This is a genomic window from Acinetobacter sp. QJM3NY_42 (genome assembly GCF_056173745.1).
In genome coordinates, this window is sequence record NZ_CM149689.1 from 14,283 (window position 1) to 30,061 (window position 15,779).

Sequence of the window (15,779 nt, forward strand, 5' to 3'; positions counted from 1 at the left end):
ACCCATCCTGAGATGGGTTTTTTTATCACTTTAGTTAAGCCTGAATCTGCTCCAGGATAAGCTGGCTGACTACAGCAGCTTGCTGCACAGGAAGCCAGTGATTGGCCTCTAATATGACTTCACGGTATGGCGCCTGTACATAACGCTGGTTTAGTTTAACGCCAGCATCACTAATAGCCACATCCTGGGTACCGCCGATAAACAGAGTAGGGATAGTGACCGGATCGAATCGCTGGAAACGGGCATTAAAAGGTAGTGCCCGATACCAGTTCAGGCTATAACTCAAACGGCCCTGTTCCAGCATTTCTGTTTTGAAAATTTCCAGTTGCTGCTTGGTCATCCCTGAATTTTTAAGTAAACCCAGACCTATTTTTGGAAATTTTTCAAATAATAATTCTGGCAATTTAGGCAGCTGAAATAACCCGATATAATAAGATTTAAATAGCTGGTCCGAGGCAAGCAGGGCACGCAGGAAAGCGCCTGGATGAGGTACAGATAATACCACCAGATTTTTTAATTTTTTAGGGTAATGCATAGCGTATTCCCATGCCACAATTGCTCCCCAGTCATGGCCAACCAAATGGACTGGCTGGTTAATCTGGTCAATCAGCAGATCCAGATCTTGAAGTAGCTCCTGCATCCGATAAGCCTGACGTCCTTCAGGGCGTGCATCAAGGCTATAGCCACGCTGGTTCGGTGCAAAGGTACGAAAACCTGCTGCATTGAGCTGAACCCGGACCTGATCCCAGCACTGTGCCGTTTCGGGAAAGCCATGGAGCAGTACCACAGCTTCACCTTCTAGCGGACCGCTATCGATCAGGTCAAAGCTCAGTTCACCACGATGATAACGCTCAAGGCGCTGTTTACTTAAATCAATCATCTTTTTTCTCTTATTGTTACTTTGAATTTTTGTTTAGTCATATATTTTAGTAAAAATTACTGCGGTGTATCTTCACCAGAAAGTATGCTGTAGCTCACTTATAGCCCGTCTAATCAGGCTGCAGTCATACTGCCTAAAATGCGAAAGCCTTGTGCACCGGTAACAGCAGGCAGGTTACCACTTTGCTGCTGTACAAACCGCATAGCAAGCCAAGCAAATGCTGTTGCTTCTACCCAGGTTGGACTAAGGCCCAGACTGTCAGTAGTCTGCACACTCCACTGATGCTTGCGCAGGCGCCAGCGTAACTGGTCTAATAAATGTGCATTGTAAGCACCGCCGCCACATACATATACTTCACCTGTATCCAGTCCTGAACGGTAAATGGCTTTTTTAATTGCCCTTGTGGTCAGCTTTAATAAAGTAGCCTGTACATTTTCGGGTGTATCTTCCAGCTCATCATACCCCAGATCGTCATTACGCCAGTCCTGTATCTGCTCATCCAGCCAGTCCAGATTAAAGTCTTCACGTCCGGTACTTTTTGGAGGTTCTTTCGAGAAATACTCATGCGCTTGCAAGCGTTCCAGTAAAGCACGAATTGGCTGGCCATAGGCAGCCCAACTGCCATTTTCATCATAAGGATGGCCTGTATAACGCTGACACCAGCCATCCATCAGGATATTGGCCGGACCGGTATCAAACCCATAGACTTTCTCGGGCTGACCAGCGGGTAACAGGCTGACATTGGCAATACCTCCCAGATTTAAAATCACCCGGTGAATTTCAGGATGCTGAAATAGGGCCTGATGAAAAGCCGGCACGAGCGGTGCACCTTGGCCACCGGCTGCCATATCACGACGACGAAAATCAGATACCACTGCAATACCAGTCAGTTCGGCAATAATATGAGGGTCACCAATCTGTAGGGTAAAATGATGTTCAGGACGATGACGAATAGTTTGGCCATGTGAACCGATGGCCCTGATCTGGCTACGGTCCAGAGCATTTTTTTCAATCATCTGGTTAATACCATGACCGATCATTTGGCCCAGAGCAACATCAGCAGCTCCCATCCGGTCAATTTCATTATCATCTGGCAGGGTTAATGCCATCAGCTCGTCACGTAATTCCGGATCGAATGGTAATGTCAGGGTAGCGTGGAGCCGGAGAGGATCAAAAGAAGCAGCAACGATATCGACACCATCCATGCTGGTGCCGGTCATTACCCCGATATAGATCGCTGTCATGATGATTCTTAAGCCTGCAATGTGCTGAAAAAGTGTTAGTATATCTCACAAATTGTATAACTGATGTGTTTGGGTTTTGTGATGTCAAATTTCCTGCCGGCTGAAGAACAACTTGCCCTCATTCAACGAGGCACTCATGAAATTATCTCTGAAGAAGATCTTCTGAAGAAATTAAAAGAAAACCGTCCCCTTAAAGTTAAAGCGGGTTTTGATCCAACTGCCCCTGACCTGCATCTGGGTCATACGGTTTTAATTAATAAGCTTAAAGTATTTCAGGATTTAGGCCATGATGTATATTTCCTGATTGGTGACTATACTGCCATGATCGGTGATCCGACCGGCAAGAGTGCAACACGTCCGCCATTATCGCGTGAGCAGGTTTTGGAAAATGCCAAAACCTATCAGGAACAGGTCTTTAAAATTCTTGAACCAAATAAAACCAAGGTGGTATTCAACTCAGAATGGTTTGCCAGCAAGACTGCGGCTGATCTGATTCAACTGGCTTCCCAGCAGACCGTTGCACGTATGCTGGAACGTGATGATTTTACCAAGCGCTATAGTAGTCAGCAGCCGATTGCGATTCATGAATTTTTATATCCGCTGGTGCAGGGTTATGACTCGATTGCTCTGGAAGCGGATGTTGAGCTTGGCGGTACAGACCAGACATTTAACCTGTTAATGGGCCGTACCCTGCAAGGCCGTTATCATCAAGAGCCTCAAGTCTGTATTACCGTACCAATTCTAGAAGGCTTGGATGGTGTACAGAAAATGTCGAAGTCTCTGGGCAATTACATCGGTGTATTTGATGCACCAGGCGCAATGTACCAAAAGGTACTGTCGATGCCAGACAGCCTGATCGAACGTTACTTTGAACTGCTCAGCTTTAAATCGATGCCTGAAATTCAAGATCTGCTCAAAGAGATGGTAGAAGGCCGTAATCCGCAGGAAATCAAGCGTATTCTGGCACTGGAACTGGTTGAGCGTTTCCATGGCAGTGAAGCAGCGGCCAATGCGCATAAAGGTGCAGGAAATATTATTACTGAAGGTGAATTGCCAGAAGGCACACCTGAAGTAACTATTTCTCGTGCCGAATTTGGTGGTGAAATCTTTATTGCGTCCATTTTGCGTACTGCGGGTTTAACTAAAAATGCAGCGCAGGCTAAGGATGCTGTAGCGCGGGGCGCCGTTAAAGTTGACTGGGAAGTAGTAGATGCAGACTTTTCAGTAAAAGAAAATAAAACTTATATTATTCAGGCAGGCAAAAAGGCGATTGCTAAAGTTACCTTTACTGACTAAATAGATGAATAAAAAAGCAGGTCTCTGGACCTGCTTTTTTATCACTTTTATTTGACAGAATCATTTGAACTATAGGATATATTGCTAAATAGCGTGATTTATCAGTTTTTCTATCACTGATCTTAGGATCTTAATCTCGGCTTCATTACCTTCAAACTGCTCAGTTTGATTACGCTTGAAAATATCACGAATTTCTAGAGTAGCGTTAGAGTCGATTAAACCCAGATAGGTCCCGACCTGGCGTAACTGGTCAATTGAACGTGAACCATTGGTTGCCCCATAACCCACATAGGCAGCAGGTTTGCCTTGCCATTCTTTACCTAAGTAATCTAGAGCATTTTTCAGGGCTGGACTATAACCATGATTATATTCAGGACTAATAAAAATAAAGCCATCACCTTCGGAAATTTTTTCTGCCCATTGCTGTTGTTTTGGCTGGTCATAGATACCTGTAATGGGCGGATGGCTTCCGGCAAAAACAGGCAAATCCCATTCTTTTAAATCAACGATTTCAGTTTCCAGGGTGTTATAGTCAAAACTCTCAATAGCCTCGAGAACCCATTTGGCCACCTTAATAGCAGTACGACCTTCACGTATGCTGCCTACAATAATATAGATTTTCATAATATTTTCCGGTTAGGCATGATCTTTATTAAACTAATTATTTTTTTGGAAAGCGCCTAGACAGAATTTGTATCTCTATTTTAAAACATCAAAAGTTATGAACCAGTTTAATTTTTAAGCAGGTATAATCGTTAGATGGCTATTCAATATTTCAGATCGTTCGACCAGATCTATGACTGGAGAACAAGCTTTTTGACATAATAAAATATCTGTATCCATTAATGCCTGTAGAAGGTGAAATATATTAATCTGCGGACATTGCTCTGTCCGGGAAAACTGCCAGGCCTGTTGCAATAAAATAATTAAAGCCTCACTTAACACCAATGTACTGTGGCTTTGAATATGTGCTGAAAGTAAAGCTATATTCAGCTGCCGCCTGAGCTCCAAGACAGAAATATCATAACGGTCTAATAAAAAGATTAATTCATTTGGTTCGGGTTGCTTTAAGAGCTGTAAAAAAAGATGAGATACTTGGACTTGGGCAATCTGGTGCTGGGCACATTCATTCAGGGTTTGTAATAATGCTTCACGTATTGCGCTAGAAAGACAACGTAATAAAACAGTTAGTGTCAGCATAACAACTCATTGTTTTTAATCATACAGCACTTAAGCTGAGTAATAATTTTTATAATTAAAACTGGGATAAAGTGTATGTTTAGATATCTGCCAGTCTTTATGGCTGATTGAATTCTAGCCTGATATATAGCCAGGCGTGAAGCTGCATTCATCGCTTTTTATTATATAGACCTTTAGAAAAACTACCTGCTGATCATTTAAATGATCAGTAAACTGGCTAGACATTTAAATATTTAGTTTATATTTTACTTATAATAAAAAAAGCCGGACATACACAGACCGGCTTCAGAATGATTGATTTTAGGCAGCGTCTAGATGAGTTTAATACCTTGCTGACCTGCTGGTGTAACCTTGAAGATTTCAACCTCAAAACTGATATTTTTACCTGCCAGCGGATGGTTAAAGTCTATCTCGGTCATGTCATCATTCACTGATCTGACCACACCGTACAGGCTGCTTTTAGCTTTGTCTTCAAACTCGATCATTTGGCCAACCACAGGGCGTTGTTCAAATTTGACCGTATCAAAGCGTTGAATATTTTCCGGATTCCACGGTCCAAAGGCATCTTCTGCCGGTAAATGTACAGTACGGCGGTCACCTGCCCTTAAACCAAAAAGAGCCTGTTCAAAGCCTGGCAGTAAATTACCGTCACCAATCACCAGACTCACCGGCTCTTCACGGCTGCGGGTATTATCTATTTCAACACCATCTTCAATGGCAACTGAAAAGTGCAGCTCTACCTGAGAACCTTCTTCAATTCGGGTATCTTCATTCGGGTTGAGTAACTCTGTCATTTTGTTGCCTCTGCACGTTGAATCCGGTGTTTTTCCAGAAAGAAAGTATCAATTAATAACAGGATTGTTCCAAGAGTGATGGCACTATCAGCAATATTAAATGCAGGAAAGTGACTGTTCTGATAGTAGACATGAATAAAATCTACTACATATCCTAGACTGACCCGGTCTATCAGGTTACCGATGGCGCCCCCTAGAATCAGGGCAATAGCCATTGGTAAAATGACCAGATGTTTTGGCATACGCATTAGCCAGAAAACAAACAGCAAGGAAACTCCAGCCGCCAGTCCGGTAAATAAATAACGCTGCCAGCCACCGGCATCAGACAGAAAACTGAATGCTGCACCATAATTATGTAGCAGCGTCCAGTTTAAAAAGGGCAGTACGGCTACCGGATCGGCATAGTTCAGATGGTTTGTTGCAATCCATTTGGTCCATTGATCCAAAATAATGGCAACAATTGCCAGCCCGATCCACACCAGATTATGTGGATAGAACTGGAACCAGCCTTTTCTTTGCGGTGTATTAGGCATATTTTCTCTCTTCGCCCTGACCAGAAGGAAGGTTAATTAGGCAGCGTCCGCAAATACTTGGATGACCTGCATGTGTATTAACATCAGGCAGTACATGCCAGCAGCGAGCGCATTTTTCACCTTTTGCCGCTGAAACCTTGACACGCAGACCTTCGAGCTCGGTACTTTCACCTGCTTCCTCAAAGTCATGAACAATAACCTGAGAGGTGATCAGGACAAAGCGCAGCTCATTGCCCAGCTGGTCCAGAATGCTTTTTAACGCTGGTTGGGCCCAGAGTTCAACCTTGGCAGAGAGGTTAGAGCCGACCAGTTTAGCGTTACGTGCAGCTTCAATCTGTTTGTTTACTGCAGATTTTACTGTAATTAATGTTTGCCAGTTTTCTTCAGAAATCAGATTGGCTGTTGAGGCCACCGGAATCTGATACCACTCGCTCATAAATACATATTTTTCTGACTGCTCAGGAATCAGTGGCCAAGCCTCTTGTGCAGTAAAGCTCAGGATTGGGCTCATCCAGCGGATAAAGGCCTGTACGATATGATATAACGCAGTCTGCGCAGAGCGACGTGCCTGAGAGTCGGTTTTGGTGGTGTACTGACGATCTTTAATAATGTCCAGATAAAAACCGCCCAGATCATTAATACAGAAATTGGTCAGTGAGCTACAGACGACATGAAAGTTCATTTCATCATAAGCAGTAAGGATGCTCTGCTGAACCTCATGCGCACGTTGCAAGATATACTGATCCAATGCAATCAACTGGTCTACTGGCAGTGCATCAGTACTTGGCTTAAAGCCATTTAGATTGGCCAGCAGGAAGCGTAGAGTATTACGGATACGGCGATAACTGTCGCTAACGCGGTTAAAGACTTCTTTACTTGCTGCAATTTCATAGCGGTAGTCGCTTGAAGCAACATACAATCGTAGACCATCAGCTCCCAGCTGCTTGATGATGTCATCTAGCGGGATATAATTCCCTAGCGATTTTGATAGTTTGCGTCCGTTTTCATCTACTGTAAAGCCATGAGTCAGTAAGGCTTTGTAAGGCGCACGGTTATGAATGGCTATAGACGTCAGCAGGGATGACTGGAACCAGCCACGATGCTGGTCTGAGCCCTCTAGATAAAGGTCAGCCGGGCTTTCCAGATCTTCGCGCTGGTCAAGTACAGCATAGTGGGTTGTACCTGAATCGAACCAGACATCCAGCGTGTCACGCACGGCATTATAGTGTTCGGCATCATCACCAATAAAGTCTTTCGCTTCACGGTTAAACCAGGCATCAATACCTTCCTGTTCAATCAGCTTGGCAACTTCTTCGATCAGTTCCGGAGTACGCGGATGCAGCTCATTGGTATCTTTATGTACAAAAAACGGAATTGGCACACCCCAGGTACGCTGACGTGAGATACACCAGTCCGGGCGGCCATCAATCATGGATTCAATCCGATTTTTACCCCAGCTTGGTACAAATTCGATGTCATTTTCAATCGCATCCAGTGCACCCTGACGTAAATTTTGCTGATCCATACTAATGAACCATTGAGGCGTTGCACGGAAAATAATAGGAGTCTTGTGGCGCCAGCAATGTGGATAACTGTGTCGAATTGGCTGATGTGCCCACAAACGGCCTGCTGCACCAAGGGCTTCAATGATTTGCGGATTGGCTTTATAGATGTGTACACCCGGGAAAAGTGGTGAAGTTGGCAAATATACTCCATTGCCACCCACCGGATTATCGACTTTCAACTGATAGAGCAGACCAACTTTATAGTCATCTACACCATGGCCAGGCGCAGTATGTACTGCACCCGTACCACTGGTTGCAATCACATGTTCACCTAAAATGACCGGAACCTGGCGATCTGCCAGAAGTGGGTGCTGGAGTTGCAGGTTTTCAATCACTGCGCCGGTAAAATCGGCCAGTACTACCGGGTTTTCTAGCTTATAACGTTCTACAGCAGACTCTACCAGATCTTTAGCCAGAATCAGATTGTGTAAGCCTTTGTCTGTCTGGGTCTGTACCAGCTGATATTCAATTTCAGCATGTACTGAAACTGCCTGGTTAGCCGGAAGGGTCCATGGTGTTGTGGTCCAGATAACAATATCAGTAGGCACATCAATTTCTACCTTCAAACGGGTAGATAAGTCTTTTAAGTCAACGACACTAAAACCGACATCAATTGCATCAGATTTTTTATCTTCATATTCAACTTCAGCTTCAGCCAGTGCCGAGCCACAGTCCATGCACCAGTTCACCGGCTTTAAGCCAGGCTGAATATGACCATTTTTCTGAATCTGGCCCAGTGCACGAACAATATCTGCTTCCTGCTTGTAATTCATGGTCAGATAAGGATTATCCCAATCACCCAGTACGCCCAGACGCTTGAAGTCGTTACGCTGCAGATCAATTTGTTGTGAAGCATATTCACGGCATAATTTACGGAAAGTGGCTGCATCAACTTTTTCGCCCACTTTACCTACTTTTTCTTCAACTTTGAGTTCAATTGGCAAACCGTGGCAGTCCCAGCCTGGAACATAAGGTGCATCAAAGCCAGATAATGTGCGACTTTTAACAATAATATCTTTTAAGACTTTATTGACTGCATGACCCAAGTGAATTGTGCCATTTGCATAGGGAGGGCCATCATGCAAAATATATTTTTTCTTGCCAATACGCGATGTGCGAATCTGCTGATAAATGTTGTCGGCGTACCACTCTTCTAACCATTTTACTTCACGTACTGCCAGATTTGCCTTCATGGCAAATTCAGTGCCCGGCAGATTTAGTGTGGCTTTATAATCCACAGCATTTTCAGGAGTTTGCTTATCGCTCATGCAAGTTGTCTTCCAGTTCAATCAGCTTGAACGCTGACGGGTTTTACAATCAAAAAAACAGAATTTAAACAGGGAATTTGGGGGTATTTCTACGAAACTCAATGAGCTTGGCTACATCATTATCAATTCCGGTCTTTAATGCTTCAAGCGAAGGATAATTTACTTCACCATGCAGATATTTTAAAAAAGTGACCCGCACCAGCAAGCCATACAGATTAGCAGAAACCTCAGGAAAGTGTACTTCTAATCGCCACTCTGGCTGTTGCTGCTGAATTGCGGGCCGTGTTCCCACATGTCCGGCACCAAATAAACTCTCCGGTCCATAACCTGCAATTCCAGGTAAATCTGGGTGTTCCAGACGTACTCTGGCAGCAAGAGAATTATGCTCAGAGATCACTTCTACCGCATAAATTCCATGCAGGCAGGGCTTATGCCGGTTCATCCCTACATTAATGGTCGGGAAATTCAAGGTACGCCCAATCTGGTCACCATACTGAATTCGACCCACCATACTGTAGGGACGTCCTAAAAGCTGGGCAGCAAGAGTCAGGTCACCCTGCTGTAATACCTGCCGGATCCGTGTCGAACTGACTCGCTCTCCCTGAAAGTCGACAGTATTCAGATTAGTGACTGCAAAGCCATAGTTTTTTAGAAATTCGCTATTGCCTTGCCGGTTTTTTCCAAAATGAAAATCATCACCTAATACCAGACTATGAGCATGAAGCTTATCTTTTAAAAGGGACGCAAAGCCTTCTGCACTCATGCTACGGAACTGGTCATCGAATTTGGCTACAGCAATATAGTCCACCCCAAGTTCAGTCAAATACTCTACTTTTTCACGTAGTGAGCTGATACGGGGAGGGGCTTCGTAGCCTTTAAAGTATTCTAGTGGTTGGGGCTCAAACAGCATAACCAGTGTTTTTAAATTCTTCTGGGCAGCAACAGTTTTAAGCTGAGCAATCATGGCCTGATGTCCAAGATGGACACCATCAAAATTGCCAATTGTCACTGCGGTTGCAGGCAGCTGAAAATCGGGCATCAGGGCATTCAGACGGAGCAGCTTCATGGGCGAAGAAATCAGTGCAAAATTTGAAAGGTCATATATTGCCATATTCTCACAGTTTCGTCTTGTTGTTGTGTTTTTACTCATTTTTTTGGCTGATCAATAAATTATATATCATTTCTATTGATTTATATAATATAAATAAATCAGTTTTATTTATATATGGGCCTTTTTATAATTAGTGCTGCATTAAAAATTCAATCAGGTACAGTAATGAACAGGCCATTTGAACAGCTAGGGCAGCCACGAGATATCATTCGTCAATTCACACCTAACTGGTTTACCGTCACTATGCGAACGGGTGTAGTAGCACTTATTTTACCTGAACTGTCATCTGGTTCAATTAATCTGTGGTTGGGAGGTATTTTCCTGTGGCAAATCAATATTATCTTATTTATCAGCTTTAGTCTGCTTTATAGCCTGCGCTGGTTGTTCTATCCCACCGAAGCCAGACAAATCTTTTTTCATTCAAACATGAGTCTGTTTCTAGGTGCTATTCCTATGGGCTTGGCTACTCTTGTAAATGGATTTTTAAAATACGGTTTGCCGCTATATGGCGATTCTGCACTAGAAATAGCCAAACTGCTTTGGTATATCGATGTCGTTATGGCAGTGGGAATTGCTTGGTTAGTACCTTTTTGTATGTTTAGTTGCCAGCAGCACCAGTTACACAGTATGACAGCGATCTGGCTATTACCGATTGTAGCCTGTGAGGTGGCAGCAAACTCAGGTGGAGTATTAGTACAATATCTGGCTATAAGCCAGCAGACAGTGGCTATATTGATGGCCAGTTATGGGTTATGGGGAATTTCAGTACTGCCAGCTTTTGCCATATTAACTATTCTGATGTTAAGACTTGCCCTGCATCAGTTACCTTCTAAAGATATGGTCATTAGCAGCTGGCTGGCATTAGGTCCTATTGGAACGGGTGCATTGGCTTTACTGAGCTTAGGATCACAGGCAACACGCATTTTAACTTTTATTGGACAGAAAGATTTAGGCATGTTTTTGCAGTATGCAGGTACCGCCAGCAGCTTGATTCTATTGGGGTTTGGGCTTTGGTGGCTTGGCCTTGCAGTATTGATGACCTTAAAATATATAAGAAGAGGTCTACCTTTCAATTTGGGGTGGTGGGGTTTAACCTTTCCATTAGGGGTGTTTACACTGGCCATTTACACTCTAGGCCAGCAGCTTCAGCTCTCTATATTACATAATATTGCCTCTAGCTTGGCCTATATTTTAATCATACTCTGGGTGGTTGTTGCCACTAAGATCGTACAAGGGTTTTATCGTGGCAACCTGTTGTTCTCACCTTGCCTGAAAAGTTTTCTGGACAAGGGTTAAGTATTTACAGTGGATTAATCAGTCCTTAGTACCTTGTACCTGAGTTAACTTTATTTTCTAATAATCAAATTTTAATGAGTTTTCTAAATGGTAGAGCAATCTGCACTCATCATGGCGCTCCCAAGTGAATCTAAAGGACTGTTTGAGCAGGCCGGTATTCAGGTTCATTACAGCGGTATTGGCAAGGTCAATGCAGCATTTAAAGCCTATGAGGTGATTCAACGTACTGGATGTAAAATACTTTTTAACTTAGGTACCGCAGGCAGTAGTCACTTTGAAACCCACTCACTGGTCGAGGTCAGCAGTTTTGTACAACGTGATATGGATGTCTCTCCTTTAGGTTTTGTCCCGGGCATTACTCCAATGGATGAGGAAATACCAGGATGTATTGAACTGGTTTCATACTTCGATCAATTGCCTAAAGGAATCTGTGGAACTGGTGACTCCTTCGAAACAGGCTTGCCTAAAGTGTCTTGTGATCTGGTGGATATGGAAGGTTATGCCCTGGCTAAAGTTTGTAAAAAACTTGGAGTACGCTTGGTATCTGTCAAATATATTAGTGATGGTGCCAACACCACAGCACATCTGGATTGGGAAAATAATCTGCTGTTGGGAGCGCATAAACTGTTAGATTTATACCAGCAAGCAAGGCTTTCATTTCAATCATAAAGAACAAGTAAAAAGGCCAGAATTAAAGAGCTGAAGCATTAATTCTGGTTAGCTTCGGAAACTTCGGTTGAAAGCGTGACCGGGCTATATTCAGAGCGCGGTAAAATACCATAGAGCATCAGATGGATGGTATGTTCGATAGTCCTCTGGTAGGTGCTTTTACTTTTAAGCGTTTTTCCCATCACCATTTCAATTTGAGTACTAAAATCAGCATAATTCTGGGTAATTGCCCAGATATTTAAAATCAGCAATTCCGGATCAATACCTGCAGAAATTTTTCCTTGTTCCTGCCAGTTCTGGATCACCTTGGCCTTACGCTTAAATAGTTTTTTCAGCGGGCCTTTTAAAATAGATAAAATATGTGGTGCACCCTGAATAACTTCTAGTGCAAACAGCTTGGAGGCTTTAGGCTGGTAACGTGAAACCTCGATCTTGAGCATCAGATAATTAGCTAATGCTTCAGTTGGCTCAAGGTCTACTTCAAGCGACTGTAGAGGAGCCAGCCACTTCTGGAGTACTGTAGTAAGTACCTCAACATATAAAGCCTCTTTATTTTCATAATAATAAAAAATATTTGACTTATGCATGTCGGCCAGCTGAGCAATTTCATCCAGACTTGCCCCATTAAAACCATACGTAGAAAAAACGTCTAGAGCTGCATTTAAAAGTAAATTCCGTTTTTGAGTGCTCTTCTTTTGTTCCATTGTTCCCCACAAATATCGATAAAGTCATAATTGTAAGACAAATGGGTCGATTTGTGCACAATTTTGCAAAGTTATTCTTCCAATATGCTGAATTAAACAACTTTTTTAACATTTGGTAAAAAAAGTAGCTCATAATAAATTGATAGTTAATAACAAATTAGATTAAAAATTAATTTTAAAATAAAATTATTTTAGCTGTAAAAATTAAATGAAAAATCTTTTTTAAAGTACCAGATATACTTGTTATAAGTTTAAGAAATTGATTTTAATAATTATATTTAGTATAGAACGAGTTTTTTATGACTATACTGTAAAAGGAGTTATGATCTTTACCTTCTTGCTAAAAGATATCTTGTTTATATAGCCTCATGTATAAAACAGCCATCTTGAAATGGCTGTTGGCGTGTATGAGTTCAGGTGGCTAATACTGCATCTAAAACTTGCTGCTCCAGCTCGGTGAACTGGACACTCTTTTTACGGGGCCGTGGTAAATCAATCTTAAAATGATGAGCAATCTGGCCTTTATCCAGTAGAATAATCCGGTCAGCCAGTTGTACTGCTTCAGCAACATCATGAGTGACTAAAACAGCTGTGAAGCCCTGCTCACGCCATAACTGTTCAATCAGATTTTGCATTTCAAGCCGGGTAAGGGCATCGAGTGCGCCTAAGGGTTCATCCAGTAATAAAACTCGTGGTGTATGGGATAAAGCTCGAGCCAGAGCAGCACGTTGCCGTTGTCCGCCTGAAAGTTGTGCAGGCCAGTTATTGGCTTTTTCAGCGAGCCCCACCTTTTTGAGTAGAGCTACTGCATGGGCATGACGGTTATGGGCCAAACCTAGCTGTACATTCTTCTCGACAGTCTTCCATGGCAATAGACGTGAATCCTGAAACATAACCCGAATATCGTCTGTGGTAATACCTTCACGAAAATTCTGTGCAGACTTGAATTTTATTTCACCATAACTTGCTGCTTCCAGGCCAGCAATTAGACGTAGTAGAGTACTCTTGCCACATCCGCTACGTCCCACGATTGCTATAAATTCTCCCGCCTGAATATGCAGATCTAGTTCCTCAAGAACTTTAACCTGCCCATAAAACTTATGAAGCTGCTCAACCACAATTTCTGCTCCATTCTGCGGCTGAGTGGTAAAATTCGTACTTGGCTTAGCTTCTATATCAACTGATAGCGGTATATTTAAATTGCTCATTAGTATATTCCTGTTCCTATTGTTGATAGCCGGGATGCCAGCGCAGCAGATAGCGTTCCAGTCCTTGAGCCAGAATATCTGCCAGCTTGCCTAAAAGGGCATACAGGAGAATGCCGACCAGTACAATATCAGTCTGCAAAAACTCACGGGCATTCATGGTCATATAGCCAATTCCTGACTGCGCAGAAATTGTTTCGGCAACAATAAGCAATACCCAGACCAGGCCCAAAGCAAAGCGTAGCCCGACCAGGATAGAAGGCATAGCGCCCGGTAAAATAATTTGCTGATAAAGCTGGCGACGATTCAGCCCATAACTCTTTCCCATTTCAATTAGCTGCGGATCAACTGATCGGATTCCATGATAGGTATTGATATAAATCGGGAAAAATACACCTATCGCTACCAGAAAAAGCTTGGCACTTTCATCTATTCCAAACCATAAAATAACAAGAGGAATTAACGCCAGAGCCGGAATATTACGTAGCATTTGCAAAGTAGTATCCAGAAGATTCGAGGCTACCTTGGAAGAACCATTTAATAGGCCGAGCAATAAACCTAGACCTCCACCCACAGCAAGACCAGTCAATGCCCGGGCCGTACTCACCTTGACATGCTGCCACAGTTCACCACTGATGAGTAAAGACCAGAAAGCTGTAAGTACGGCTGTAGGGGCAGGCAAAATCCGGCTTTGCAGTAAGCCGCTCATTGAAGTAAGCTGCCACAGAACAAGTAATAATAAGGGCACTAACCAAGGTAGCAAATGTTTTCTAAATACACCTGTTCCACGTGAAACGTAGTTATCTATACTATTCTTTTGCATCATGCCCCTTCCTTGACAATTTTATTATCTGCTAACCGGTTAGGTACATAATTATTGGCAACAATCTCACCGAATGGACCGGTCAAGTTAGGCTGAGCCAGCTTTTTACGGGTCTGTAATGGCAGTAAGGGAAAGACCAGTTCAGCAAAGCGAATAGACTCTTCCAGATGTGGGTAACCTGAAAAAATAAAGGTATTAATACCCAAATCTGCATATTCCTGAATACGGTCTGCTACAGTCTGCGGGTCACCGACCAGCGCAGTCCCGGCACCTCCACGAACCAGACCTACACCAGCCCAGAGGTTTGGTGATACTTCCAGTTTGCTCTTATCGCCATTATGTAATTCAGCCATACGACGTTGACCTACTGAGTCCATCTGACGGAATTTTTGTTGCGCAGCGGCAATCGTAGCGTCATCTACATACTGAATCAGTTCATCAGCTGCGGCCCAGGCTTCTGCACTGGTTTCACGTACAATTACATGCAGACGGATACCATAGTTTAGACGACGTCCTTTTGCAGCGGATTTAGCCTGCATGGTCTGGATTTTTTCTTCTACTGCTGCAGGCGGTTCTCCCCAGGTCAGGTAAGTATCGACCTGCTCAGCAGCCAGTTCTTGAGCAGCTTCAGATGAACCACCGAACCAGAGCGGAGGATAAGGCTGCTGTACAGGCGGATACAGCAGTTTAGCATCATCAACACTTAGCCGTTCGCCATGGAAAGTAAAGCTTTCACCTGTATGAGAACGGGTCAAGATTTCACGCCAGATCTTGGTGTACTCTGCTGCTGTCTGGTAGCGTGTAGCATGGTCTTCATATACACCATCACCTTTTAGCTCTTGCTCATCACCCCCTGTAACCAGATTCAACAATACCCGCCCGTTTGAGAGACGGTCAAAAGTTGCTGCCATACGGGCTGCCAGAGCAGGGGTGGTTACGCCAGGGCGCAAAGCCACCAGAAATTTCAGGTTTTTAGTGGCATCAATCAGGCTGGCAGCTGTAATCCATGGATCTTCACATGAGCGGCCGGTCGGAATCAGTACACCTTCATAGCCCAGGTTGTCTACAGCCACTGCAATCTGTTTCATATAAGCATGATCGACCTGGCGCCCACCTTTACTGGTGCCTAAATAGCGGCTATCACCATGAGTTGGAATAAACCAAAAAATTTTCATGTCAGTATCCTTATCT

The 15,779-nt window shown here is 43.4% G+C and carries 15 protein-coding genes; 3 read left to right on the forward strand and 12 right to left on the reverse strand.

Annotated elements, in window-relative coordinates; translation table 11 throughout:
* Window positions 1-34: 34 nt before the first annotated feature.
* A complete protein-coding gene (locus tag AC0VYT_RS00060; RefSeq protein WP_005017494.1) occupies window positions 35-880 on the reverse strand; it encodes an alpha/beta fold hydrolase in 846 nt (281 codons plus the stop codon).
* A gap of 113 nt (window positions 881-993) precedes the next feature.
* Window positions 994-2,124 (reverse strand): anhydro-N-acetylmuramic acid kinase, encoded by a 1,131-nt coding sequence (locus AC0VYT_RS00065; protein WP_005017492.1) that lies wholly within the window; start codon window positions 2,122-2,124, stop codon window positions 994-996.
* Window positions 2,125-2,187: 63 nt separating this feature from the next.
* Here AC0VYT_RS00065 and tyrS point away from each other — a divergent pair, with 63 nt between their 5' ends.
* A complete protein-coding gene (gene tyrS, locus AC0VYT_RS00070; protein ID WP_005017488.1) occupies window positions 2,188-3,420 on the forward strand; it encodes a tyrosine--tRNA ligase in 1,233 nt (410 codons plus the stop codon).
* Window positions 3,421-3,504: 84 nt separating this feature from the next.
* On the opposite strand, the gene AC0VYT_RS00075 is transcribed toward tyrS, so the two are convergent.
* From AC0VYT_RS00075 to ribF, 6 genes are all read right to left on the reverse strand, one after another.
* The gene (locus AC0VYT_RS00075) at window positions 3,505-4,044 is read right to left on the reverse strand and encodes an NADPH-dependent FMN reductase (protein ID WP_005017485.1); all 540 of its coding nucleotides are present in this window, start codon (window positions 4,042-4,044) and stop codon (window positions 3,505-3,507) included.
* Window positions 4,045-4,158: 114 nt separating this feature from the next.
* Window positions 4,159-4,620, reverse strand: coding sequence for a hypothetical protein (locus AC0VYT_RS00080; protein ID WP_005017482.1), 462 nt, complete (start codon window positions 4,618-4,620; stop codon window positions 4,159-4,161).
* A 311-nt stretch (window positions 4,621-4,931) separates the two neighbouring features.
* A complete protein-coding gene (locus tag AC0VYT_RS00085) occupies window positions 4,932-5,414 on the reverse strand; it encodes an FKBP-type peptidyl-prolyl cis-trans isomerase (RefSeq protein ID WP_005017480.1) in 483 nt (160 codons plus the stop codon).
* Window positions 5,411-5,947: a signal peptidase II gene (lspA, locus tag AC0VYT_RS00090; protein WP_005017478.1), complete on the reverse strand. Its 537-nt coding sequence runs from the start codon at window positions 5,945-5,947 to the stop codon at window positions 5,411-5,413. Before lspA ends, AC0VYT_RS00085 begins: the two co-directional genes overlap by 4 nt.
* Window positions 5,940-8,780, reverse strand: coding sequence for an isoleucine--tRNA ligase (gene ileS / locus AC0VYT_RS00095; RefSeq protein ID WP_005017474.1), 2,841 nt, complete (start codon window positions 8,778-8,780; stop codon window positions 5,940-5,942). The genes lspA and ileS overlap by 8 nt, the downstream gene beginning before the upstream one ends.
* Before the next feature lie 64 nt (window positions 8,781-8,844).
* Window positions 8,845-9,846 (reverse strand): riboflavin biosynthesis protein RibF, encoded by a 1,002-nt coding sequence (gene ribF / locus AC0VYT_RS00100; RefSeq protein WP_005404708.1) that lies wholly within the window; start codon window positions 9,844-9,846, stop codon window positions 8,845-8,847.
* Between the two features lie 210 nt (window positions 9,847-10,056).
* On the opposite strand from ribF, the gene AC0VYT_RS00105 reads away from it, so the two are divergent.
* Both AC0VYT_RS00105 and AC0VYT_RS00110 read left to right on the forward strand, forming a co-directional pair.
* Window positions 10,057-11,187, forward strand: a complete 1,131-nt coding sequence (locus AC0VYT_RS00105) for a TDT family transporter (protein WP_005404709.1) — start codon at window positions 10,057-10,059, stop codon at window positions 11,185-11,187.
* Window positions 11,188-11,274: 87 nt separating this feature from the next.
* Window positions 11,275-11,856, forward strand: coding sequence for a 5'-methylthioadenosine/S-adenosylhomocysteine nucleosidase family protein (locus tag AC0VYT_RS00110; protein ID WP_005017464.1), 582 nt, complete (start codon window positions 11,275-11,277; stop codon window positions 11,854-11,856).
* 38 nt (window positions 11,857-11,894) lie between these two features.
* Here AC0VYT_RS00110 and AC0VYT_RS00115 read toward each other — a convergent pair whose 3' ends face one another.
* From AC0VYT_RS00115 to ssuD, 4 genes are all read right to left on the reverse strand, one after another.
* On the reverse strand, window positions 11,895-12,560 hold the full coding sequence (locus AC0VYT_RS00115; RefSeq protein WP_005017460.1) for a TetR/AcrR family transcriptional regulator: 666 nt from the start codon (window positions 12,558-12,560) through the stop codon (window positions 11,895-11,897).
* A 413-nt stretch (window positions 12,561-12,973) separates the two neighbouring features.
* A complete protein-coding gene (locus AC0VYT_RS00120) occupies window positions 12,974-13,768 on the reverse strand; it encodes an ATP-binding cassette domain-containing protein (RefSeq protein WP_005017457.1) in 795 nt (264 codons plus the stop codon).
* Between the two features lie 16 nt (window positions 13,769-13,784).
* Window positions 13,785-14,591: an aliphatic sulfonate ABC transporter permease SsuC gene (ssuC, locus tag AC0VYT_RS00125; protein WP_005017455.1), complete on the reverse strand. Its 807-nt coding sequence runs from the start codon at window positions 14,589-14,591 to the stop codon at window positions 13,785-13,787.
* The gene (ssuD, locus tag AC0VYT_RS00130; RefSeq protein ID WP_005017451.1) at window positions 14,588-15,763 is read right to left on the reverse strand and encodes an FMNH2-dependent alkanesulfonate monooxygenase; all 1,176 of its coding nucleotides are present in this window, start codon (window positions 15,761-15,763) and stop codon (window positions 14,588-14,590) included. Before ssuD ends, ssuC begins: the two co-directional genes overlap by 4 nt.
* Window positions 15,764-15,779: the final 16 nt, after the last annotated feature.